Below are 22,721 nucleotides of genomic sequence, written 5' to 3'. Positions count from 1 at the left end.
TCAGGGACTCAGATTAGATTTTTGGTGTTTAGTGAAGTAGAAGATGTCAGGCAGAAGAAGGCATACGAGATCAGGCCTAGACACGTGGGGTAGGAGATGTGTATGAGGGACAGGATGGGGGCGCGGGTTTGGCGGTTCTGACATCTTCTTTTGACGCGGGCGGCGTGGAGTTCGCGGCCAATGCGGCGGCGATGGGTGAGGCGATGGCGCCGGTTTCCGCCGTACGCGCGGCGGTCGAGGCAGCGGCGGAGTCTTCGCGAGGGCGCTATGCCAAGCGCGGGATGTTGTTGCCGCGTGAGCGGTTGGCCCTGTTGCTCGATCCCGGCGCGCCTTGGCTGGAGCTTTGTCCCTTCGCCGGGTGGAAGCGCTATGGCGACAAGGACGGGACCGGCGCGGGTGCAGGCGCCATTGCCGGGATCGGCCGGATCGAGGGGCGGTCCTGTGTCGTGGTCGTCGACAATTTCGCGGTGAAGGGCGGGACAGTGACGCCCGATGGGTTGGCGAAGAAGCTGCGGTTGCAGGAGGTGGCGCGCGAGAACCGGCTGCCCCTAGTATCGCTGTCGCAATCGGGCGGCGCGAACCTGCAATATGCGCATGAGGTCTTCATCCCCGGCGGGCGCGGCTTCGCCAATCAGGCGCGGCTCTCGGCTTTGGGCATCCCGCAGGTGACGGTGGTGCATGGCTCAGCCACGGCGGGGGGCGCGTATCAGCCAGGCCTGTCGGATTACGTCATCCTGGTGCGGGGGCAGGCGACGATGTACCTCGCCGGGCCGCCGCTGTTGAAGGCGGCGACCGGGGAGATCGCGACGGACGAGGCCTTGGGCGGGGCCGAGATGCATACGCAGGTCTCGGGCGTGGGGGATTATCTGGCCGAGGATGATGCGGACGGTATCCGCTTGGCGCGCGAGGTGATCGGGGCCTTGCCGTGGCCCAAGGACGGTGGGGAGGGGGGCTTCGTGGCGCCGCTCTTCCCGGCCTCGGATCTGGTCGGGCTGGTGCCTGCCGATCCCAAGCGGCCCTATGATTGCCGCGAGATCGTGGCGCGATTGGTGGACGGGTCGGAGTTCCTCGATTTCAAGCCGGAGTATGACGCGGCGACGATCTGCGGTCATGCGCGGATCGAGGGGCATGCCGTGGGGATCATCGGCAACAACGGCCCGATCACTGCGCAGGGGGCGGCGAAGGCGGGGCAGTTCATCCAGCTCTGCGATCAGGCGGGCGTGCCGCTGCTGTTTCTGCACAACACGACCGGGTTTCTGGTGGGGACCGAGCCCGAGCGCGCCGGGATCATCAAGCATGGCTCGAAGATGATCCAGGCGGTGGCGAATGCGCGGGTGCCGAAGCTGTCGGTGGTGGTCGGCGGCTCCTATGGCGCGGGGAATTACGCGATGTGCGGGCGGGGGTTCGATCCGCGCTTCCTGTTTGCCTGGCCCAATGCGCGGACCTCGGTCATGGGGCCTTCGCAGGCGGGGCAGGTGATGCGCATCGTCACCGAGGCGGCGATGGCGCGGGCGGGGGCGGTGGACACGGTGAAGCTCGATGCGCTGGAGCAGGGGACCGCGGCGATGCTGGCCGAGGCGACGACGGCGCTGGCTTCGTCGGCGCGGCTGGAGGACGACGGGATCATCGACCCCTGCCAGACGCGGGATATTCTGGGGCTGGTGCTGGGGCTGATTGCCTCGGAAGGCGCGCGGGTGACGCGGGAGAACACCTTCGGAGTGGCGCGGCTATGAGGGTGTTGATCGCGAACCGGGGCGAGATTGCCCTGCGCATCATGCGGACAGCGCGGGCGATGGGCTATGGCTGCGTCGCCGTGCATGTGCCCGGCGAAGAGGGCGCGCCGCATGTGCTCGCGGCCGATCTGGCAGTGGCGGTGCCGTCCTATCTGGACGGGGCGGCGATCATCGCGGCGGCGCGGGCCGCAGGCGCCGAGATGGTGCATCCGGGCTATGGCTTTCTGTCGGAGAATGCCGGTTTCGCAAGGGCTTGCGCGGAGGCGGGGTTGATTTTCGTCGGCCCCTCGCCCGAGGCCATCGCCCTGATGGGCGACAAGGGGCGGGCGAAGGAGGCGGCCGCGGCGGCGGGTGTCCCCTGCCTGCCGGGCGGCGGGGCTGAGGCGGCGGAGGCAATCGGCGTGCCGCTGATGGTCAAGGCGGCCTTGGGCGGCGGGGGCAAGGGGATGCGGCTGGGCACGGACCTCGCCGACTTGCCCGAGGCCATGGCGCGTGCCGCGTCCGAGGCCGAGAAGGCCTTCGGTGACGGCGCGTTGATCGTCGAGAAGGCGCTGCTGCGGCCTCGGCATGTGGAGGTGCAAGTCTTCGGCGACCGGCACGGGAATGTCGTGCATCTGGGCGAGCGGGATTGCTCGATCCAGCGACGGCATCAGAAGGTGGTCGAGGAAGCGCCCTCGCCGGCGGTGAACCCGGATTTGCGGGAACGGATGGGCGCGGCGGCGGTCTCGCTGGCCAAGGCTTGCGGCTACGAGGGCGCGGGCACGGTGGAATTCCTGTTGGAAGACGGGGACTTCTGGTTTCTGGAGATGAACACCCGGCTGCAGGTCGAGCATCCGGTGACCGAGGCGATCACTGGCCTCGATCTGGTTGAATGGCAGTTGCGAGTCGCGCGGGGCGAGGCCTTGCCGCTGCGGCAGGAGGAGATCCGCCTGAGCGGCCATGCCATCGAGGTCCGGGTCTATGCCGAGGACCCGGCGACGGGCTTCCTGCCACAGACCGGCATTCTGCGGCGCTGGGCGCCGGGGGCGGGGTTGCGCTCGGACGATGCGCTGGCGGCGGGGCAGGCGATCGGCGCGGGGTTCGATCCGATGCTGGCGAAGCTCATCGCCCATGGTCCGGACCGCGAGGCGGCGCGGCGACACCTGTCCCAGGGGCTGACGCGGACCGTGCTGCTGGGGCTCAGGACCAACCTGCCGTTCCTCAAGGCGGTGGTGGATCATGGGGTCTTTGCCGAGGGCGGCGCGACGACGGCCTTCCTGACGGAGGATTTCGCGGGCGATGAGACGCTTTCGGAACAGGAGCCCGATCCGGTGATGCTGGCGCTGGCGGTGCTTATCAACTCGGGCGGGCCGGGGCTGCGGTTCGGCTTCTCGACCGGGCCTGCGCCGGTGCTGACGCGGCGGTTTGGCGACCACGCCGTGACCCTGACGCTGGAGGGCGCGACGGCGGTCCTGCCGGACGGACGGCGGGTAACGCTGGAGGCGCTGGGCGAGAGCCATGCCCGCGCGCGGATCGATGGCATCGCCCGGGACTATCCCTATGCCAAGGACGGGGACATGCTGCACCTCGGGGCGCTGAGCTTGCGCGACACGAGCCTCACCCCGGCCGCGAGCCGTGAGGCCACAGGCGACGGGCGTATCCTCGCGCCGATGGCGGGCACGCTGATCGCGCTGCATGTAACCGAGGGGACCGTGGTCGAGAAGGGCCAGACCCTCGGCGTGATGGAGGCGATGAAGATGGAACACCCGCTGCGCGCGCCCATCGCAGGGCGCATCGCCACTCTGAACACCCAGCAGGGCGCGCAATTGAAGGCGCGCCAGCCGCTGATGGATATCATCCCGGAGGACCTATGATCGAGCTTTGGCATTGCAAGGACGCGCGGTCGCTGCGCGCGCTTTGGACGCTCGAGGAACTGGAGCTGCCCTATACGCTGCACCTGCTCAAATTCCCGCCGCGGTTCACCGATCCGGGCTTCACCGAGGTCAATTCCCTCGGCACCGTGCCCTACTTGAAAGACGGCGAGACGCGGATGACGGAATCGAGCGGCATCGCCCATTATCTGGCGACGCGCTATGGCGAGGGAACGCTGGCGGTCGCGCCGGACAGCCCCGATTACGGCGATTGGCTGAACTGGATGTACCATTCCGACGCCACGCTGACCTTCCCGCAAACGCTGGTGCTGCGCTACGGCCGGTTCGAGCCGAAGGAGCGTCGCCAGCCGCAGGTGGTCGACGATTATACGCAATGGTTCTTCTCGCGCCTGAAGCTGGTGAATGCGCGACTGGAGGGGCACGAGTACCTCTGCGCCGACCGCTTCACCGCCGCCGACATCACTGTGGGCTATGCGCTGTACTTGACCGAGCTCATCGGCCTCGGCGCGCATCTGAAGCCGCAGACGCGGGCCTATCTGGAGCGGCTGATGGAACGGCCGGGGTTCCAGCGCGCCAATGATCAGGGACAGCCATTGCTGGGGTGAGCATATGCAATTCGATCTGACGGACGACCAACGCGCGCTCTATGACGCGGCCTTCAAATACGCCGAGGCCGAGCTGCATCCGCTCTTGGCCAAGATGGATGACGACGATTGGTATCCGCCGGATCTGATGGCGAGGCTCGGGGCCGATGGCTATTGCGGGCTGACCGCGCCGGAGGCCTTAGGTGGGGCCGGAATGGATCTTCTGTCGGCGGGGCTGGTGGCCGAGGCGTTCGGCTATTGGAACACCAATGCCGCCTTCATCTGGGGGCCGCATGAGAACCTGTGCCTCAACAACATTCTCAGGAACGGCACGCCCGAGCAGGTCGCCCGCTTCGTCCCTGACCTGATCGCCGGGCGCAAGGTCGGCGCGCTGGGGCTGACCGAGCCGGGGGCAGGGTCGGACGCGCTGGGCTCGATGGCGTTGAGGGCGGTGCGGGACGGGGATCACTACGTGCTCAACGGGCGCAAGATGTTCATCTCGAACGGGCCGGTCGCGGATATCGTGCTGACCTATGCCAAGACCGCGCCGGAGCGGGGCGCGAAGGGCATCTCGGCCTTCGTGGTCGAGACGGACACGCCCGGCTTCTCGGTCGCGCAGACTCTGACCAAGATGGGCTGGCGCGGCTGTCCGACGGGCGAGTTGGTGTTCGAGGACGTTCGGGTGCCGGTCGAGAACCTGCTGGGCGCCGAGAATGCCGGCGTCGCCATCGTCATGTCGGGCTTGGATATCGAGCGGGCGTTCCTCGGGCTGCCCTATATCGGCGCAGCGCAGAGGTGCCTCGATCTGTCGCTGGACTATGCCGCGACGCGCAAGCAATTCGGCCGGGCCATCGGGTCGTTCCAGATCATCCAGTCGCATCTGGCCGAGATGGCGACGGCCTTGGAAAGCGCGCGGATCTACAATTATCAGGCGCTGGCGGCCTGTGACGCGCTCAAGCGGGGCGAGGGCGGACGCGGCTCGATCCACCGGCTCTGTGCGGGCGCGGTGCTGCACGGGGCGCAGATGATCGCCAAGGTCACGGATCTGGCGGTGCAGATCCACGGCGGCTCGGGCTTCGTGTGGGAGACCGAGGTCAACCGCCACTACCGCAATGCACGGATCGCCTCCCTCGGCGGTGGGACCACCGAGGTGCGCAAGCTGATCATCGCCGAGGAGCTGTTCCGCGCGCGCGGGTTGCGGCTGGATTAGGCCTTTTCCAGCGCCGCGACGATCTTGCCGAAATCCTCGGCCTTGAGCGAGGCACCGCCGACCAGCGCGCCGTCGACATGGGCGATGGCGAAGATCGCCTCGGCGTTCTTGGGATTGACCGAGCCGCCATAGAGCAGGCGGATGCCTGCGTCCGGCGCCTTGTTGCGCAGGAAGGCATGGACCTCGGCGATCTGCTCGGGCGTGGGGGTGCGGCCGGTGCCGATGGCCCAGACGGGCTCGTAGGCGACGACGGTATTGGCGGCAGTAGCGCCCTCCGGCAAGGAGCCTGCCAGCTGCTCGCCGATCACCGCCAAAGTCTCGCCGGCGTCGCGCTGGGCCTCGGTCTCGCCGACGCAGACGACGGCGATCAGGTTCTCGGCCCAGGCGGCCTGCACCTTGGCGGCGACGTCGGCCGAGCTTTCGCCATGGTCCGCCCGACGCTCGGAATGGCCAAGGATCACATGCGAGGCGCCGGCATCGACCAGCATCGCGGCCGAGATATCCCCGGTATGCGCGCCTTTCGCGGCGGCGTGGCAATCCTGACCGCCGACCGCGACGGAGGTGCCGGTCATCGCCGTTGCCATCGGCGCCAGCAGGGTCGCGGGCGGGCAGAGAAGCAGATCGACCGAGGGTGACGGATGCGCGGCGGCCAGCGCCATCGCTTCGGTCAGCTGGGCGGTCAGCCCGTTCATTTTCCAATTCCCGGCGGCCAGCTTGCGGATGCTCATGCGATACTCCCTGTTACGGGGCAGACCCTAGCCCGCCATCGGAAGAAGTCCAAGGCTTCCGCCTGCTCATGCCGCGCTGCAGCGGAGGAATTCGCCTGACGCATGGCCGAGCTTCCTTGTCTACAAAGGCCGATCTGCGCTATTGAGCGCGGTGAAAGACCGGACAGACCGGTCAGGACTGAGGAGCCGAACATGCCGCATTACCGTTCCCGGCGTTCCACCCACGGGCGCAACATGGCCGGGGCCCGGGGCCTCTGGCGTGCCACGGGCATGACCGACAGCGATTTCGGCAAGCCGATCATCGCCGTCGTCAACAGCTTCACGCAATTCGTGCCGGGGCATGTGCACCTCAAGGACCTCGGCCAGATGGTCGCCCGCGAGATCGAGGCAGCTGGCGGTGTGGCCAAGGAATTCAACACGATCGCCGTCGATGACGGCATCGCGATGGGCCATGACGGCATGCTGTATTCGCTGCCCTCGCGCGAGTTGATCGCCGACAGCGTGGAATACATGGTCAACGCCCATTGCGCCGACGCGATGGTCTGCATCTCGAACTGCGACAAGATCACGCCGGGGATGATGATGGCCGCCATGCGCCTCAACATCCCGACGATCTTCGTCTCGGGCGGTCCGATGGAGGCCGGCAAGGTGCAGGTCGGCGATCTGGTGCGCAAGGTCGACCTGATCGACGCGATGATCGTTGCTGCGGACGACAATTACACCGACGAACAAGTCGAGGAATTCGAGCAGAACGCCTGCCCGACCTGTGGTTCGTGCTCGGGCATGTTCACCGCGAACTCGATGAACTGTCTCGCCGAGGCGCTGGGCCTCGCGCTGCCGGGCAACGGCTCGATGCTGGCGACCCATGCCGACCGCAAGGAGATCTTCCTGCGCGCCGGCCGTCGCATCGTCGAGATCACCAAGGCCCATTACGAGGGCGAGGAAGCCGGGCATCTGCCGCGCGAGATCGCCACGTTCGAGGCCTTCGAGAACGCGATGTCCCTCGATATCGCCATGGGCGGCTCGACCAACACCGTGCTGCACCTTCTGGCCATCGCCTATGAGGGCGGTGTCGATTTCACGATGACCGATATCGACCGGCTCAGCCGCAAGGTGCCGTGCCTGTGCAAGGTCGCGCCGAACATCCACAACGTGCACATGGAAGACGTCCACCGCGCGGGCGGGATCATGGGCATCCTCGGCGAGATGCATCGCGGCGGCCTGCTGCATGGCGAGGCCCGCACCGTGCATTCGCGCTCGATGGCCGAGGCGCTGGCGACCTGGGACATCAAGACCGCGAACGACCCCGAGGTGGACGAGTTCTACCGCGCGGCCCCGGGCGGCGTGCGCACCACGCAGGCCTTCTCGACCGAGAACCGCTACAAGGCGCTGGATGCCGACCGCGACGGCGGCGTGATCCGCAACGTCGAACACGCCTTCTCGAAGGACGGCGGTCTGGCCGTGCTGTTCGGCAACATCGCCGAGAACGGCTGCATCGTGAAGACGGCGGGCGTGGACGAGTCGATCCTGAAGTTCACCGGCTCGGCCCGCGTCTATGAAAGCCAGGACGATGCGGTCAGCGGCATCCTGACCGGCAAGGTCAAGGAAGGCGACGTGGTCGTCATCCGCTACGAGGGTCCGCAGGGCGGTCCGGGCATGCAGGAAATGCTGTACCCGACCAGCTACCTGAAATCGAAGGGTCTGGGCAAAGCCTGTGCGCTGCTGACGGACGGTCGTTTCTCGGGCGGGACCTCGGGCCTGTCGATCGGCCATGCCTCGCCGGAAGCGGCGGAAGGCGGGTTGATCGGTCTGGTCGAGACCGGCGACAAGATCGAGATCGACATCCCGAACCGCTCGATCAATCTGGCGGTGGATGATGCGGTTCTGGCCGCGCGCCGTGAGGCCAAGGGGCCGCTGCCGTGGAAACCGGCCGCGCCGCGCAAGCGTGCCGTGTCGACCGCGCTGAAGGCCTATGCCATGTTCGCCTCCTCGGCGGCGAAGGGTGGCGTGCGGATCCTGCCCGGCGACGAGTGATCCGGATTTCGTCTTTGAAGGCAGGCGGGTAGGGGGGCTTTGCCCCCCTCTTTGCTGCGCAAATTCACCCCCCAGGATATTTGTGGAGCAAAGATGAGCAGGGCAACGACACGCGGGGCGCCGACTCATTGGCGGGGCGCGGGGGATCGGGTAGGGTCCGGGGCATGAACGCACAAATGGACTGGCATCTGGCCCGGGCGCTGCTGGAGTGGCAGGTCGAACTGGGGGTGGACGAGGCGCTGATGGACGCGCCCGTCGACCGTTTCGCGCGCGCGGCCGAGATACAGGCCGAGCGCGAGGCCGAACGCGCCGCCCCTGTGGCGGATGTGGTGCCGAAGCGGGGTGGGGCGCCCGCGCCAGTGGCCGCGCCGGTCGAGGATGAGGTTGAGGTCGCCATCCGGGCGGCGCAGCAGTCGGCCGCCTATGCCGCGGATTTGCCGTCCCTTGCCGAGGCCTTGGCGGCCTTTCCCCATTGCGATCTGAAGCGCGGCGCGCGCAGCTGCGTTTTTGCGGACGGGAATCCGCAGGCGCGGGTGATGATCGTAGGCGAGGGGCCGGGGGCCGAGGAGGACCGGCAGGGCAAGCCTTTCGTCGGACGCGCGGGGCAGCTTCTGGACGCGATGTTCGCCGCGATTGGTCTGTCACGCACGGCGCCCGACCCGGCGCAGGCGCTCTATATCACCAACACCGTGCCGTGGCGCCCGCCCGGCAACCGCGAGCCCTCGAAGCCCGAACTGGCGATGCTGAAGCCGTTCCTGATGCGGCATATCGAGCTTGCGCAGCCGGACCTGATCGTCATCATGGGCAACGTCGCTTGCGATGCGCTGCTGGAGCAGCGCGGCATCCTGCGTCTGCGCGGCAAATGGGCCGAGGTCGCGGGGCGTCCGGCGCTGCCGATGCTCCATCCGGCGTATCTGCTGCGCAACAACGAGGCCAAGCGCGAGGCCTGGGCCGATCTGTTGGCGCTGAAAGCCAGGCTGCGGCAATTGCCCTGACACGATTTGTCCCCTTGCCGTCCGCGGCGGGGGGCCTAGTCTGCGCGCAAAGCTCCTTGCGCAGGGAGGCTCGGATGAGCCGGATCGACGAAAGCAAACAATTCATCCCGGTGCGGATCGCGGTGATGACCGTCTCGGACACGCGCACGCTGGAGGACGACCGCTCGGGCGATACCTTGGTCGAGCGGTTGACCACGGATGGCCATGTGCTGGCCGGCCGCGTCATCGTCGCCGATGAGCGTGACCTGATCGCGCAGCAGCTTCGGTTGTGGATCGAGGATGACGGGGTCGATGTCATCCTCTCGACCGGCGGCACCGGGCTGACGGGGCGCGACGTGACGGTCGAGGCCCATCGTGACGTCTACGAGAAGGAGATCGAAGCCTTCGCCACGGTCTTCACCATGGTCTCGATGCAGAAGATCGGCACCTCTGCCGTTCAAAGCCGCGCCACGGGCGGGGTTGCGGGCGGGACCTATCTGTTCGCGCTGCCGGGGTCGACCGGGGCCTGCAAGGATGCCTGGGACGAGATTCTGCACTGGCAGCTCGATTTTCGGCACCGTCCGTGCAATTTCGTCGAAATCATGCCTCGATTGGACGAACATCTGCGACGGAAATGATCTGCACGCGCGTTTGAGCCGTGCAAGGCCTGCTCTATGACTTGCCGGCAGATCCGGCGCGGGCCATCTCACGTAGAATGAAGGCACCATGATAGGCACCCGATGCGTTTTCTGACCCGCAGTTTGCTGGCCGTGTTCCTTGGCGCGATGGCGCTGGGCCTTCTGGCCTTTGCCGGAGGGATGGTGCGCGACACGCTGCAGGCCCGGGCCGAACGCGAGGCGATGCCGCGCATGGCGCGCGAGAGGGTGTTCACGGCACGGATGGTCACGCTGGAGCCGGGCGCCGTCTCGCCGGTGCTGTCAGCCTTTGGCGAGGTCGTCTCGCGCCGGACACTGGAGCTGCGCGCGCCCTCGGGCGGGCGGATTCTGGAGCTGGCCGACGGGTTCGAGGAAGGCGCCGTGGTCGAGGCCGGGCAGGTGTTGGTGCGTCTGGACCCGGCGGATGCCACGGCGGCGCTGGCCCTTGTGCGCGCCGACCTGTCACAAGCCGAGGACGAGCTGCGCGAAGCCCAGCGTTCGGCCGAGCTGGCCGGGCTGGACCGGGCCGAAGCGGAATCGCAGGTGGGCCTGCGCCAGCGGGCTTTCGAGCGTCAACAAACGCTGCTTGAGCGCGGTGTCGGATCCTCGGCCGGGGTCGAGGAGGCGGAGCTGGCCTTTGCCGGCGCCCGTGCCGCGCTGATCTCGCGCCGTCAGGCCGAGGCGAGTGCGGAGGCCCGCGTCGCACAGGCGGAAACAGCGCTGGAGCGTCAGCGGATCAACCTGTCGGAAGCCGAACGCCGTGTCGCCGAGACCGAGATCACCGCCAGCTTCGGTGGTGTCCTCAGCGGCACGATGGCAGTCGCGGGCAGCAATGTCGCGTCGAACGCGCTGCTGGCCTCGGTCATCGATCCGGACCGTCTGGAGGTCAGCTTCCGGCTGTCGACCGCGCAATACCTGCGGCTTCTGGACGAGGGCGGCGCGCTGTTGCCCGCCGAGGCGCAGGTGGCGATGGAATTGGGCGGGCTGGAGATCACCTCGCCCGCGCAGGTGAGCCGTGTCGCGCCCTCGGTCGGCGAGGGGCAGTCGGGACGGCTGGTCTATGCTTCGATCGAGGCGCCGCGCGGGTTCCGGCCGGGCGATTTCGTCACCGTGCGGATCACCGAGCCGGTGCTGCCGGGCGTGGCCATGGTTCCGGCCTCGGCCGTGGATGCGCTGGGCGGCGTGTTGCTGCTGGGTGCGGATGACAGGCTGGAGGACGGTCAGGTCGAGGTCGTACGAAGGCAGGGCGACGATGTGCTGGTGCGCGTCGGCGATCTGGCCGGGCGCGAGATCGTCGCCGCCCGCACGCCGCTTCTGGGCGCGGGCATCCGCGTGCGCCCGCAGCGCGACAGTGCTGCCGCCGGGCAGGCGCCGGCTGTGCCCGATCTGGTGTCGTTGGACCCGGAGCGCCGCGCGGCGTTGATTGCCCGGGTCGAGGCGAACACCCGCATGCCCGAGCCCGTGCGCGTTCGCATCCTCGCCCAGCTGGAGCAGGAGAGTGTGCCCGCCCAGTTGATCGAGCGGCTGGAACAGGGCGGCGGCGCCCGGCAGGGGGGCTGATCCATGGCCCGCGAAAGACGCATCGCCGCCACCTCGCTGGGCCTGTTCCGCTATTTCACCCGTCACCGCACGGCCGCGAACCTCGTTCTTGTGTTGATGCTGGCGGCGGGGCTGTTCGCCGTGCCGCGCATGCATGCGCAATTCTTCCCCGACGTCGTGGTCGACAGTGTCAGCATCTCGGTCTCATGGCCGGGGGCCGGGGCCTCGGACGTGGATGCGGCCATCGTGCAGGTGATGGAGCCGACGCTGATGGCCGTCGAGGGGGTGAGTTCCAGCAGCTCGACCGCCAGTGAGGGGCGGGCGCGGCTGGAGCTGGAGTTCGAACCCGGCTGGGACATCGACCGCGCGACCAGCGATGTGCAAGATGCGCTCGATGTCATCACCACCTTGCCCGAGGATGCCGAGGACCCGCGCATCACCCGCTCAACGTGGCGCGACCGGGTGACCAATGTGGTGATCGCCGGTCCGGTCGGCATGGACCAGCTGGTGAACTTCACCGATGAATTCGTGGCCCGGCTGTTCGCGGCAGGGATCACTCGTGCCAGCATTGCCGGCATCGCCTCGCCCGAGATCTCGGTCGAGGTGCCGTCGATGCGGCTGGTGCAATACGACGTGACGTTGGCCGAGATCGCGCAGGCTATCGATGCCTCGGTCTCGGCCGATCCGTCGGGCGAGCTGGCCGGCGGCACGCAGCGGGTACGAACCGGCGAGGCGCGGCGCAGCCCTGACGAGATCGAGGCGATCGTCCTGCGCTCGGGCGCGGATGGCAGCACGCTGACGGTGGGCGATGTGGCTACGGTCCGGGCCGAGGCTTATGACCGGGACCGGTCCTATTACTCGGGCGATCATCAAGCGGTGGTGGTGCGCGTCGAACGCTCGCAGAATGGTGACGCCATCGGCATTCAGGCCACGGTGCAGGACGTCGCGGACGAGATGCTGCTGTCCCTGCCCGAGGGCATGCGGATCGAGCTGACCTCGGCGCGGGCCGACATGATCTCGGGCCGGTTGAACATCCTGTTGACCAATGGCGCACAGGGGCTGGTGCTGGTCGTCCTGCTGCTGTTCCTGTTCCTCAACGCCCGCACGGCGATCTGGGTGGCGGCGGGGATCCCGGTGTCGATGCTGGCCGCCGTGGCATTCATGTATGCCTCGGGCATGAGCCTGAACATGATCTCGCTGTTCGCGCTGATCATCACCTTGGGCATCGTCGTCGATGACGCCATCGTCGTGGGCGAACACGCCGATTTCCGTTACCGCGTGCTGAAGGAAAGCCCGCAGGAAGCGGCCGAGAATGCGGCGACGCGCATGGGTATGCCGGTGCTGGCGGCCTCGCTGACGACGGTGATCGCCTTTGGCGGGCTGACGGTGATCGGCGGGCGCTTCGGCGACATGATCGCCGATATTCCCTGGACGGTGATCGCGGTCTTGGTGGCCTCGGTCGTGGAATGCTTCCTGATCTTGCCCAACCACATGGCCCATGCGCTGGCGGGATCGGCCAAAGACCATTGGTACGACTGGCCCTCGCGCATGGTGAACAAGGGCTTCGACGCCTTCCGCGACAAGCTGTTCCTGCCCTTCATGCGGCTGGTGATCCGCGCGCGCTATGTCGTGCTGGCGGCGCTGGTCGTCTGCCTCGCCTGGGCCGGGACGATGTTCATCCGCGGCGACGTGACCTGGCGCTTCTTCTCCTCGCCCGAGCAGGGGACGCTGAGCGCGAACTTCCTGATGGCGCCGGATGCCACCCGCGCCGACACCATGGCGATGATGCAGGAATTGCAGCGCGCGGCGCGGGATCTCTCGGCCCGGTTGGAGGCGGAACATGGCGCTTGGCCCGTCGCCTCGATCGTGGCCGAGGTGGGCGGCAATACCGGGCGCGGGCTGGCCGCGGCCGAGAACCGCTCTCCGGATCAGCAAGGCTCGCTGACCATCGACCTGATCGGGGCGGACCACCGGCCCTATTCCTCGTTCGAGTTCACCTCGATGTTGCAGGACGAGGTTCGCCAGAACCCGCTGCTGGAGGAGTTGAGCTTCCGCTCCTTCGGCATGGGGCCGGGCGGCGACAGCCTGTCCGTGGACCTGATCGGCGCGGATGCAGAGACGTTGAAGGCGGCGGCCGAGGCTTTGAAAGCGCTGCTCTCGGGTTTTGCCATCGTCACCGGGCTGGAAGATTCGCTGGCCTATGACAAGGAAGAGTTGGTCCTCGCCCTGACGCCGCAGGGGCAGGCGCTTGGCTTCTCGACCGATGCTCTGGCGCGGGAGCTTCGGCAGCGCCTCAGCGGGATCGAGGCGGCGGTGTTCCCGGATGGCGTCCGCTCGGCCGAGATCTGGGTCACGCTGCCCGAGAACGAGCGCGCCGCGGATTTTCTGGAGAACACGCTGCTGCGCTCGTCGGGCGGGCGCTACCTGCCGCTGGGCGATATCGTCCGGGTGGAGACGCAGCAGGGCTTCAGCTCGATCCAGCGGGAGAACGGGTTGCAGCTGGTCACCGTCAGCGGCGTGCTGGACGACGAGGATGCCGCCGCCGCTGCCGCGCTGCTGTCGCAGATGGAGAGTGAGATCCTGCCACGTCTGGCCGAGGATTTCGGCATCACCTTCCGCCTGTCGGGCCTGTCGCAGCAGGAAGACGAGTTCCTCGGCGATGCGACTCTGGGTGCGATTGGCTGCCTGATCGCCATCTACCTTGTGCTGGCCTGGGTCTTTTCCAGCTGGCTGCGGCCCTTGGTGGTGATGTCGGTGATCCCCTTTGGCTTGATCGGCGTGATCTATGGCCATGCGGCGTGGAACATCCCGCTGACCATGTTCTCGGTCGTCGGCATCATCGGCATGGCCGGGATCATCATCAACGATTCCATCGTCTTGGTCTCGACGGTCGATGAATATTCGGTGGAGAGGGGGCTGTTCCCCTCCATCGCCGAGGCGGCTGCCGACCGGTTGCGGCCCGTGCTGCTGACCACGGCGACCACGGTCTTCGGGTTGGGCCCTCTGTTGTTCGAGCGCTCGAACGACGCGCAGTTCCTGCGGCCGACGGTGGTCACGCTGTCCTACGGGCTGGGCTTCGGCATGGTGCTGGTGCTGCTGATCGTGCCGTCGCTTCTGGCCACCGGGCATGACCTGTCCCGCGCTGTGGCCTCGCTCAAGCGGGCGCTGCGGATGCCGGCGTCGCAGGTGGGCGGCGGATTGCGCGCGGTGCCGTGGCTGGCGCTGCTGTGGGTGGCCGGCGTGTTCGCGGCGACCATGGGCTGGGATCTGGTGCAGGACGAGACGGGGCCGCTGACCGCGCTGGCGCTGCCGGGGGCCGAGGGCATGACGGCCGAGCTGGCGGTGTTTGCCGCCGCGGCCGGGGCCGGATTACTGGTTCTATGGGGTGTTGGCGGGCTGCTGACCTTGCTGCGGCGCAAAGCCCCGCCGTCAGCGCCCGAAGCCGCGGAATAAGGCGGCTCAGCCGCCCGTGCAGCCCTGCGCCCAAAGCATCGGGCCGTCGCCCAGCACCGTATAGGCGACCGAGCCACGGGTCAGGCCCACGGCCTCGGCCCGGCGCGGCGCACGCAGGTAGGCGGTGGTGACCAGCTCGCCCCCTTCGCGCCACGTCCGGCTTTCCGTCACACGGTAGCCAGAGCCGGGCAATTCCACGACCACGGTCTCGTCGGCACCGCGCGTGGGCACGCTGACGCGCAGGGTCAGGCGCGCACCGCTTTCGGCCGGCGCGAGGCTGCACAGGGCGCGGGTCACACCCGCACGCTCGGCCGGGCGGGCAGCACTGGCCAGCGCCGCGTCGATCCGGGGATCGCGCTGGCTGTCATGGCGCAGGACGCCGGTCACCGACAGATCGGCCGGCACGCAGGTCTCGTTGCAGACGCCGATCGACAGGTCTCCCATCAGGGCCATCGGGCGCGAGGGATCGCTGGGGGTGATCTCCAACGGCAGGATCAGCTCGTCCTCGTAGCCATAGGAGCGATAGCCGTTCTGGTCGAAGATCTCGGGATGTGGCCAGATCGGCGCAATGGCGGCGACGTTCTGCGAGCGGCCCCAGTCGAACCGGGGCGCGATGCCTGCCTCGCCGGGAATGCGCCAATAGGTGTGCCAGCCGGGGCTCATGCGCAGGTGCAGCGCGACCATTTGCGTCCCGCGATCTGTGGTCCAGCCCGGCAGGATCTCGGCCTCGACGACCGGGCCGGATTGCGCCTGCAAGGGCAGGGCGGCGAGGGCCGTCGTCACAGCCAGAGCCGCCGCCTGCAGACGACGGCGAAGGCCGGTCCGGCGGGCGCGCCGGGATGGGGGAAGGGCACGGGAGGTGACGGGGCAAGAAAGGCTGGTCATGGACCCTGATTACCAGATGCCGACCGGCCGGAAAGTCACAAAACGGCGAGAGCGAGCCGCAGCGATGCTTGGCTTTTCCCTGACCAGAGGCCACATTGATTGCAGAGGCATCCAAGACCCCAGCCGCCCGCGCAGAAGGCATTGCAGTAGGCATCCATGAGCTTTGATCTGACCGGCAAACTCCTGATCTCGACGCCGTCGATGGCGGATCCCCGTTTCTCGCATTCGGTGATCTATCTCTGCGCGCATAGCGAGGAAGGGGCCTTCGGTCTGATCCTGAACCGGCCGCTGACGCATCTGACGCTGGGCGACGTGTTCGAGCAGATCGGCATCGGCGACGAGGCCCTGCCCGGCGAGCGGCCTGAGCTGGCCGCAACCCCGGTTCTGTCCGGCGGCCCGGTCGAGACCCAGCGCGGCTTCGTGCTGCATGGCCCCTGCGACACCGAAGACAGCCATGCACAGGCGCTGCCGGACGGGTTGAGTCTCAGCGCGTCGACCGATGTGTTGAAGGCGATTGCCAAGGGCGAGGGGCCGCGCGACTGGCTGCTGGCGCTGGGCTATTCGGGCTGGGGCCCCGGCCAGCTGGAGGCGGAGTTGGCGCAGAACGCCTGGCTGACGGCCGCGGCGCCGCAAGCGTTGATCTTTGACCGCAAGCCCGGCGGGCATCAGTGGAACGAGGCGCTGAAATCCATGGGCGTCGATCCCCTCAGCCTGTCGCCGGTCTCGGGCCGGGCATAGCCCCGCGAACCGAAAAGGGCCGCGCCAGACTGGCTGCGGCCCTTCTATCATGGCGCTGAGGCGCGGGTCAGTCGTTGCTGGGCAACCCGTCGGTGACGATCCGCAGCTCGTTGAGCATATCGAGCAGCAGCGACATCTTCTCTTCGCCGAACGCGTGATCGATCTCGCGCCGGGTCTCTTGCGAGGCACCCACCAGCTTGTCGAACAGGGCCTGACCGCTGTCCGTCAACGTCACCATATGGCGGCGCGCATCGGCACATTCGACCGGCATGATCAGCCCGCGCTCGGACAGGGCGCGCAGGATCCGCGTCAGCGACGGCGGCAGGATCACGCAACGTTGGCACAGGGTGCCGGCGTCCAGCGCCTCGCCATCGGCCAGCGCCCGCAGCACCCGCCATTGCGGCAGCGACAGGTCTTCCTGATCGGCGTATTTCTTGAAGCGCCGCATCGTCGATTCCCGCGCCCTCAGCAGGGCCACGGTCAACGAGCGTTCATAGTATTCCTTGCCCGAAGGGATGGCCTCGGGGTCGGTTTGGAATGCTTGAGCGGATTCTGTTTTCATGTGGTAACAATCAGACTCTCGCATGCAAAATCAAGTGTCATTTTCGCGGGTGAAACATTTTGTCGCGACCCGCGCGTTTCGGTCCCGGCAAATGCCCGAAGTTTGACGCAACGGCCCTTATCCTGCACAGTGTCCTTCTTTGATCTGAGCCTATTTTTGAAGGATTTGCCCATGAACTGGCGCGATATTACCGGCGCGGCCAAGGCGGCTGCCATTCTGGCGCTGCTCAGCGTCATCGTAAGCTTCACCTCTCTCAGCACCAGCTCGATGAACGGGGTCCGGACCTGTTCGTTCGTCGATTACGGCGCCATCGCCTTTGGCGGGCTGGCGATCCTGTTCGGGGCCATCGCCCTCGCCAAACCCGGCGAAGGCGAGGCCGCGGGGATCAACCGCATGGCCGGGGGCCTCGCCCTGTTGGTCGGTCTGTGGCGTCTGGGCTACGGGCTGGGCTTCATCGGCGGGCCTTGCGGCTAAGCGGCTTCGGGCCCTCTTTACCCGGCCCCGGCGCGGGGATATACGCGCTGTCATGTGGTATCGCATGGCGATCATCATTCGAATTAGCAGCCCGGCGCTCTGACCCAGAGTAGCCGGGACAAGGCGCATGGAGAGCCGACTAGAGCTCTGCGCCAACCTTTGCTAAATCCCCCAAGACAGCGATGAGCGGAGCCCACGAGATGTGTGCCGATACCCCCGACTATAAAGACACCCTGTTCCTGCCCGAGACCGACTTCCCGATGCGCGCAGGTCTGCCCCAGCGCGAGCCGGAATGGCTGGCCCGCTGGGCGCAGATCGGCGTCTACGAGAAACTGCGCGAGAAGGCCAAGGCCGGCACCGAGCGCAAGCCCTTCATCCTGCATGACGGCCCTCCCTATGCGAACGGGCATCTGCACATCGGCCATGCGCTGAACAAGACGATCAAGGACATCATCGTGCGCTCGCACCAGATGATGGGCTTCGACAGCCGCTACGTGCCGGGCTGGGATTGCCACGGTCTGCCCATCGAGTGGAAGATCGAGGAGCAATACCGCGCCAAGGGTCTGAACAAGGACGACGTGGATATCGTCGCCTTCCGTCAGGAATGCCGCAAGTTCGCCGAGGGTTGGGTCGATGTTCAGCGCGAGGAGTTCAAGCGTCTTGGCGTCACCGGCACCTGGGACAAGCCCTACCTGACCATGGACTTCCACGCCGAGGCCGTGATCGCCGAGGAATTCATGAAGTTCCTGATGAACGGCGCGCTGTATCAGGGCTCGAAACCCGTGATGTGGTCGCCGGTCGAGAAGACCGCGCTGGCCGAGGCCGAGGTCGAATACCACGACCATACCTCGCATCAGGTCTTCGCGGCCTTCCCGGTCACCGAGGTGAAGCCGTCGGGCAATTATGGCAGCGAGGAAGCCGAGTTCTTCGGCGAGGCCGACCGCCAGCAGCTGATGCAGTCGCGCGTGGTGATCTGGACCACCACCCCCTGGACCATCCCGCAGAACCGCGCCATCGCCTATAACCCGGCGATCGAATACGGGCTCTACACCGTCGCCCGCGCCCCGGTCGAGCATCTGCTCAAGGTCGGCGAGACGCTGGTGCTGGCCAAGGCCCGCGTGGCGGACTTCCTGACGGCGGCGAAGCTGGAGAACGGCGATCTGGAGCTGGTCAGCACCATCGATCCCTCGCTGATCGTCACCTGCGCACACCCCTTCCGCGGCGTGGCCGAGGGGCAGGGCGAGTGGGATTACGACGTGCCGATGCTGCCGGGTGACCATGTCACCGACGATGCCGGTACGGGCTTCGTGCACACCGCGCCGTCGCATGGTGACGACGACTACCAGCTGGGCCTGAAGTTCAAGCTGCCGATGACCTACAACGTCGAGCCGGACGGCAGCTACCGCGCCGATCTGCCGCTCTTCGGTGGCCAGCACATCATCCTGCCCGACGGCAAGGAAGGCCCGGCCAACGTCAGCGTCATCAAGCAGCTGGCTTATTCCGGTGCGCTGATGGCCAAGGGCAAGCTGAAGCACAGCTATCCGCATAGCTGGCGCTCGAAGGCCCCGGTCATCTATCGCAACACGCCGCAATGGTTCGCCGCCATCGACAAGCCGCTCGAAGACGGGATGGGCCAGTATGGCGATACCATCCGCCAGCGCGCGCTGAAGTCGATCGAGGATCTGGTGAAGTTCACCCCGGTCTCGGGCCGCAACCGCCTGCACTCGATGATGGAGACGCGTCCGGATTGGGTGCTGTCGCGTCAACGCGCTTGGGGCGTGCCGCTGACCTGCTTCGTCAAGAAGGGCGCGAAACCCTCGGATTCGGACTTCCTGCTGAAGGATCCGCGGGTCAACACCCGCATCGTTCTGGCCTTCGAGGAAGAAGGTGCGGATGCATGGTATGTGCAAGGCTTCAAGGAAAAGGTGCTGAAAGACCTGCACGATCCGGAAGCCTATGAGCAGGTTTTTGACATTCTGGACGTCTGGTTCGACTCGGGCTCAACGCATGCCTTCGTGCTGCGCGACCGCGAGGACGGCGTGGCCGACGGTATCGCCGATGTCTACATGGAAGGCACCGACCAGCACCGCGGCTGGTTCCATTCCTCGATGCTGCAGGGCTGCGGCACCAAGGGCCGCGCGCCTTACCGCAACGTCGTGACCCACGGTTTCACGCTGGACGAGAAGGGCATGAAGATGTCCAAGTCCATCGGCAACACCGTGGTCCCGCAGGAGGTCATCGACCAATACGGCGCGGATATCCTGCGTCTGTGGGTGGCGCTCAGCGACTACACGGTCGACCAGCGGATCGGCAAAGAGATCCTGAAGGGCACCGCCGACAGCTATCGCCGTCTGCGCAACACGCTGCGCTTCATGCTGGGCGCACTGGGCGATTTCGACCCGGCGCAGGCCGTCGCACGCGAGGATATGCCCGAGCTGGAACAGCTGATGCTGCACCGTCTGGCCGAGCTCGACGCGCTGGTGCGCAAATCCTACGCCGCCTTCGACTTCCAGGGCGTTTTCCAGGCCCTGTTCGCCTTCGCCACCACCGATCTGTCGGCCTTCTATTTCGACATCCGCAAGGACGCGCTCTATTGCGATCCGAAGGATTCGTCGGTGCGTCAGGCTTGCCTCACGGTGATGGATGCGCTGTTCCACCGCCTGACGACCTGGCTGGCGCCGATCCTGCCCTTCACGATGGAAGACGTCTGGCTGTCGCGCTTCCCCGGCGAGGGCGAGAGCGTCCATCTGCACGACTTCCCGGCGACCCCGGAAAGCTGGCTCGACGCCGAGCTGGCCGCCCGCTCGCAGAAGGTCCGCGCCGTGCGCCGCGTCGTCACCGGCGCGCTTGAAGTCGAGCGTCGCAACAAGACTATCGGTGCCAGCCTCGAGGCCGCGCCGACGGTCTATCTGTCGCCGGAACTGGCGCAGATCGTGACCAACCCGGATACCTTCGCGACGCTGTGCATCACCTCGGCCCTCACGCTGACGACCGATGCCGCGCCGGAAGGGGCCTTCACGGCCGAGGACGTGCCGGGCGTGGGCGTGGTCTTCCACCATGCCGAGGGCGAGAAATGCCAGCGTTGCTGGAAGATCCTGCCGGATGTGGGCACGCACAAGCATCCCGGCACCTGCGCGCGCTGTGACGCCGCGCTGGGTTGATCGACTCACGCGATGTGATCAGGATGGGGCGGGGTCATTCCCGCCCCTTTCGCATGGAGGCTGCCCATGTCCGTGCAGGCTGAACCGCTGAGCACCGCGCCAGCCGGGGCCGTGGCGGGATTGACCCTCGGCACCCCGACAGGCGCCTTCACGCTGTTGGAGAAGGACGGCGTCCTGACCGGCGCGCGCTGGGGCGGGGCGGTGCTGGATGACGAGACGCCGCTGCTGACCGAAGCCGCGCATCAGGTCGAGGCCTATTTCGACGGCCGGCTGGAGGTCTTCGACCTGCCGCTCAGGATCGAGGCCAGCCGCGCGCAGCAGATGGCCTGCGCCGCGATGTTGGCGATCCCGATGGGTGAGACGCGAACCTATGGCCAGTTGGCGGCCGAGTTGAAGGTCAGCGCGCAGGCCATGGGGCAGCTGTGCGGGAACAACCCGATCCCGCTGATCGTGCCCTGTCACCGTGTCTTGGGCGCAAGCGGCCTTGGCGGCTTCTCCGCGCCCGAGGGGGTGGAGACGAAGGTCTGGCTGCTCAAGCACGAGCGGGCCGGGGGGCTGTTGATCTGACGCCCGCTTAGAGCTTTTCGCGGAACAGGACCTGTTGCACGGCGCCGGCGCCCAGCAGATAGAGGCTGGTGACGATCAGCGCGGTGGTCACCCATTGCGGCTGGGCGAAGTCGGCCCAGGCGGCGGCCGTCGCCAGCGCGACCCAGATCAGGGCGACCGGCAGGGTGATGGCGCGCCAGCGTTGGGTGCGGACCGGGTGCACGAACTTGATGCGCAGGAACATCGTCACCGACAGCACCACGACCAGCGCGAGGATCAGCCAGAAATCCGGGCGGGTGGCGAAGATCACCACGGCCAGCATGTTCCAGCATCCCGGAAAGCCCGAGAAGGAATTGTCCGAGGTCTTCATCCGCGTGTCGGCGAAATACAGCACCGAGGCAAAGGTAATGACGATGATCGCCATCCAGCCGGTCCAGCCGGGCAGCAGGCCCGAATTGAACAGCGCGAAGGCCGGGATGAACACATAGGTCAGGAAGTCGATGATCAGGTCCAGAAGCACCCCGTCGATGATCGGGGCCTTGGTCTTGACGTCGTATTTCCGCGCCATCGGGCCGTCGATGCCGTCGACGATGAAGGCGACGACCAGCCACAGGAACATCAGCGACCATTTCTCGTCCACGGCAGCCAGCATGGCCAGCATCGAGAAGACGACGCCGGTGGCGGTGAACATATGGACGGAGTAGGCGCGGAAGGTTTCCATCATCGCCTCTGTCTGGACCGTTTGGCGCCCCGTGGCAAGGCGTCGCAGCACACGATTTCGCAACTGCAGCACCGGGGCGGACGCATGGGGTGGGGTGCTCAGGCGGCGGGCAGGGTTTGCGGGATCATCTGCGGATCGGAGAGCGCGGGCAGCGTCGCGATCAGGGCCTGCGCCGGGCGCGGGGGCAGGTCGTCGGGCAGCGCCGGGGCCACGAGTGCGGTGAGGGCATGAAGCCCGAAGGCAGTGCCGAGGCGGAGGACGAGGGAGGAGGCGGGCATCGGGACGGACCTTCGGACTTCATGCGGCGGCGCGGATTAGGCGCCTGTGATGTCCATGGGTCGTGCGGGCCCGATGCCCGGTTCAATCTTTGTGCGGGCGCGCGGCGATCAGGCCTGCGCGGGCTCGATCATCGCGACGCGAGTGGCGTGGCGGCCGCCTTCGAACTCGGCGGTCAGGAAGGCTTCGGCGATCTCCAGCGCCAGACCCTCGCCGACGACGCGGGCGCCGATCGACAGCATGTTGGCGTCGTTGTGCTGGCGGATCATCTTGGCCGAGAAGGTGTCCGAGCAGACGCCGCAGCGGATGCCCTCGACCTTGTTGGCGGCCATCATGATGCCCTGACCGGTCCCGCACAGGATGATCCCCAGCGCGCAATCGCCCGACACGACACGCTCGGCCGCGGCCTTGCCATGGAGGGGGTAATGGGTGCTCTCGGGCGTTTGCGGGCCGATGTCGACGATCTCCCAGCCGAGGCTTTCGGCATGCTGGGCGACGGCGCGGCGCAGCTCGATGGCGGCGTGGTCCGAGGAAAGAACGAGGCGCTTGTTGGCGGTCATGGCGTGGGGTCCGGGT

19 protein-coding genes are annotated in these 22,721 nt (G+C 67.1%); 13 read left to right on the top strand and 6 right to left on the bottom strand.

The features are described 5' to 3' along the window. The first annotated feature begins 164 nt into the window (after positions 1 to 164). From BCY78_RS17185 to BCY78_RS17170, 4 genes are read left to right on the top strand one after another with little or no spacing between them, the layout of a single operon-like run. Entirely contained in the window at positions 165 to 1,733 is a 1,569-nt protein-coding gene (locus BCY78_RS17185; protein ID WP_304441982.1) for an acyl-CoA carboxylase subunit beta, read from the top strand. Beyond that, complete coding sequence (locus tag BCY78_RS17180) at positions 1,730 to 3,586, top strand: biotin carboxylase N-terminal domain-containing protein (RefSeq protein ID WP_068304338.1); 1,857 nt, start codon at positions 1,730 to 1,732, stop codon at positions 3,584 to 3,586. Before BCY78_RS17185 ends, BCY78_RS17180 begins: the two co-directional genes overlap by 4 nt. Next, on the top strand, positions 3,583 to 4,209 hold the full coding sequence (locus tag BCY78_RS17175; RefSeq protein ID WP_068304337.1) for a glutathione S-transferase family protein: 627 nt from the start codon (positions 3,583 to 3,585) through the stop codon (positions 4,207 to 4,209). Before BCY78_RS17180 ends, BCY78_RS17175 begins: the two co-directional genes overlap by 4 nt. A 4-nt stretch (positions 4,210 to 4,213) precedes the next feature. Next, positions 4,214 to 5,398 (top strand): acyl-CoA dehydrogenase family protein, encoded by a 1,185-nt coding sequence (locus BCY78_RS17170; RefSeq protein WP_233499427.1) that lies wholly within the window; start codon positions 4,214 to 4,216, stop codon positions 5,396 to 5,398. On the opposite strand, the gene tpiA is transcribed toward BCY78_RS17170, so the two are convergent. Continuing rightward, positions 5,395 to 6,126, bottom strand: a complete 732-nt coding sequence (gene tpiA / locus BCY78_RS17165) for a triose-phosphate isomerase (RefSeq protein ID WP_068304335.1) — start codon at positions 6,124 to 6,126, stop codon at positions 5,395 to 5,397. The two genes, BCY78_RS17170 and tpiA, sit on opposite strands and share 4 nt — an antisense overlap. A 192-nt stretch (positions 6,127 to 6,318) precedes the next feature. Between tpiA and ilvD the strand changes: the two genes are divergently transcribed. The 5 genes from ilvD (at position 6,319) to BCY78_RS17140 (ending at position 14,782) form a co-directional block, all read left to right on the top strand. Beyond that, positions 6,319 to 8,160 carry a dihydroxy-acid dehydratase gene (gene ilvD / locus BCY78_RS17160; protein ID WP_068304334.1) on the top strand — a complete coding sequence of 614 codons (1,842 nt, stop codon included), beginning with the start codon at positions 6,319 to 6,321 and terminating at the stop codon, positions 8,158 to 8,160. A gap of 164 nt (positions 8,161 to 8,324) precedes the next feature. Further along, positions 8,325 to 9,155, top strand: coding sequence for a uracil-DNA glycosylase family protein (locus BCY78_RS17155; protein WP_068304333.1), 831 nt, complete (start codon positions 8,325 to 8,327; stop codon positions 9,153 to 9,155). Between the two features lie 74 nt (positions 9,156 to 9,229). Next, the gene (gene moaB / locus BCY78_RS17150) at positions 9,230 to 9,772 is read left to right on the top strand and encodes a molybdenum cofactor biosynthesis protein B (RefSeq protein ID WP_068304332.1); all 543 of its coding nucleotides are present in this window, start codon (positions 9,230 to 9,232) and stop codon (positions 9,770 to 9,772) included. Positions 9,773 to 9,874: 102 nt separating this feature from the next. After that, a complete protein-coding gene (locus BCY78_RS17145) occupies positions 9,875 to 11,350 on the top strand; it encodes an efflux RND transporter periplasmic adaptor subunit (protein ID WP_068304331.1) in 1,476 nt (491 codons plus the stop codon). A gap of 3 nt (positions 11,351 to 11,353) precedes the next feature. Further along, positions 11,354 to 14,782, top strand: a complete 3,429-nt coding sequence (locus BCY78_RS17140; RefSeq protein WP_068304330.1) for an efflux RND transporter permease subunit — start codon at positions 11,354 to 11,356, stop codon at positions 14,780 to 14,782. 6 nt (positions 14,783 to 14,788) lie between these two features. On the opposite strand, the gene BCY78_RS17135 is transcribed toward BCY78_RS17140, so the two are convergent. Next, positions 14,789 to 15,667: a protein-disulfide reductase DsbD domain-containing protein gene (locus tag BCY78_RS17135; protein ID WP_068304329.1), complete on the bottom strand. Its 879-nt coding sequence runs from the start codon at positions 15,665 to 15,667 to the stop codon at positions 14,789 to 14,791. 156 nt (positions 15,668 to 15,823) lie between these two features. Between BCY78_RS17135 and BCY78_RS17130 the strand changes: the two genes are divergently transcribed. Beyond that, on the top strand, positions 15,824 to 16,405 hold the full coding sequence (locus BCY78_RS17130; RefSeq protein ID WP_068304327.1) for a YqgE/AlgH family protein: 582 nt from the start codon (positions 15,824 to 15,826) through the stop codon (positions 16,403 to 16,405). A 67-nt stretch (positions 16,406 to 16,472) separates the two neighbouring features. Here BCY78_RS17130 and BCY78_RS17125 read toward each other — a convergent pair whose 3' ends face one another. Further along, positions 16,473 to 16,967 (bottom strand): MarR family transcriptional regulator, encoded by a 495-nt coding sequence (locus tag BCY78_RS17125; protein WP_158515949.1) that lies wholly within the window; start codon positions 16,965 to 16,967, stop codon positions 16,473 to 16,475. A 171-nt stretch (positions 16,968 to 17,138) separates the two neighbouring features. On the opposite strand from BCY78_RS17125, the gene BCY78_RS17120 reads away from it, so the two are divergent. From BCY78_RS17120 to BCY78_RS17110, 3 genes are all read left to right on the top strand, one after another. Further along, on the top strand, positions 17,139 to 17,441 hold the full coding sequence (locus tag BCY78_RS17120; protein ID WP_068304325.1) for a hypothetical protein: 303 nt from the start codon (positions 17,139 to 17,141) through the stop codon (positions 17,439 to 17,441). Between the two features lie 200 nt (positions 17,442 to 17,641). Beyond that, entirely contained in the window at positions 17,642 to 20,602 is a 2,961-nt protein-coding gene (gene ileS / locus BCY78_RS17115; RefSeq protein ID WP_068304323.1) for an isoleucine--tRNA ligase, read from the top strand. A gap of 66 nt (positions 20,603 to 20,668) precedes the next feature. After that, positions 20,669 to 21,169 carry a methylated-DNA--[protein]-cysteine S-methyltransferase gene (locus tag BCY78_RS17110; protein ID WP_068304321.1) on the top strand — a complete coding sequence of 167 codons (501 nt, stop codon included), beginning with the start codon at positions 20,669 to 20,671 and terminating at the stop codon, positions 21,167 to 21,169. Between the two features lie 7 nt (positions 21,170 to 21,176). On the opposite strand, the gene BCY78_RS17105 is transcribed toward BCY78_RS17110, so the two are convergent. The 3 genes from BCY78_RS17105 to rpiB all read right to left on the bottom strand — a co-directional run bounded on the left by BCY78_RS17105 (position 21,177) and on the right by rpiB (position 22,705). After that, the gene (locus tag BCY78_RS17105) at positions 21,177 to 21,872 is read right to left on the bottom strand and encodes a phosphatidylcholine/phosphatidylserine synthase (protein WP_068304320.1); all 696 of its coding nucleotides are present in this window, start codon (positions 21,870 to 21,872) and stop codon (positions 21,177 to 21,179) included. 95 nt (positions 21,873 to 21,967) lie between these two features. Then, complete coding sequence (locus BCY78_RS17100) at positions 21,968 to 22,147, bottom strand: hypothetical protein (protein WP_068304319.1); 180 nt, start codon at positions 22,145 to 22,147, stop codon at positions 21,968 to 21,970. A 108-nt stretch (positions 22,148 to 22,255) separates the two neighbouring features. Then, positions 22,256 to 22,705 (bottom strand): ribose 5-phosphate isomerase B, encoded by a 450-nt coding sequence (gene rpiB / locus BCY78_RS17095; RefSeq protein WP_068304317.1) that lies wholly within the window; start codon positions 22,703 to 22,705, stop codon positions 22,256 to 22,258. Positions 22,706 to 22,721: the final 16 nt, after the last annotated feature.

This window comes from Pararhodobacter sp. CCB-MM2 (assembly GCF_001691415.1).
Lineage (GTDB): Bacteria > Pseudomonadota > Alphaproteobacteria > Rhodobacterales > Rhodobacteraceae > Pararhodobacter.
This window is presented reverse-complemented; position numbering and strand designations above follow the sequence as displayed.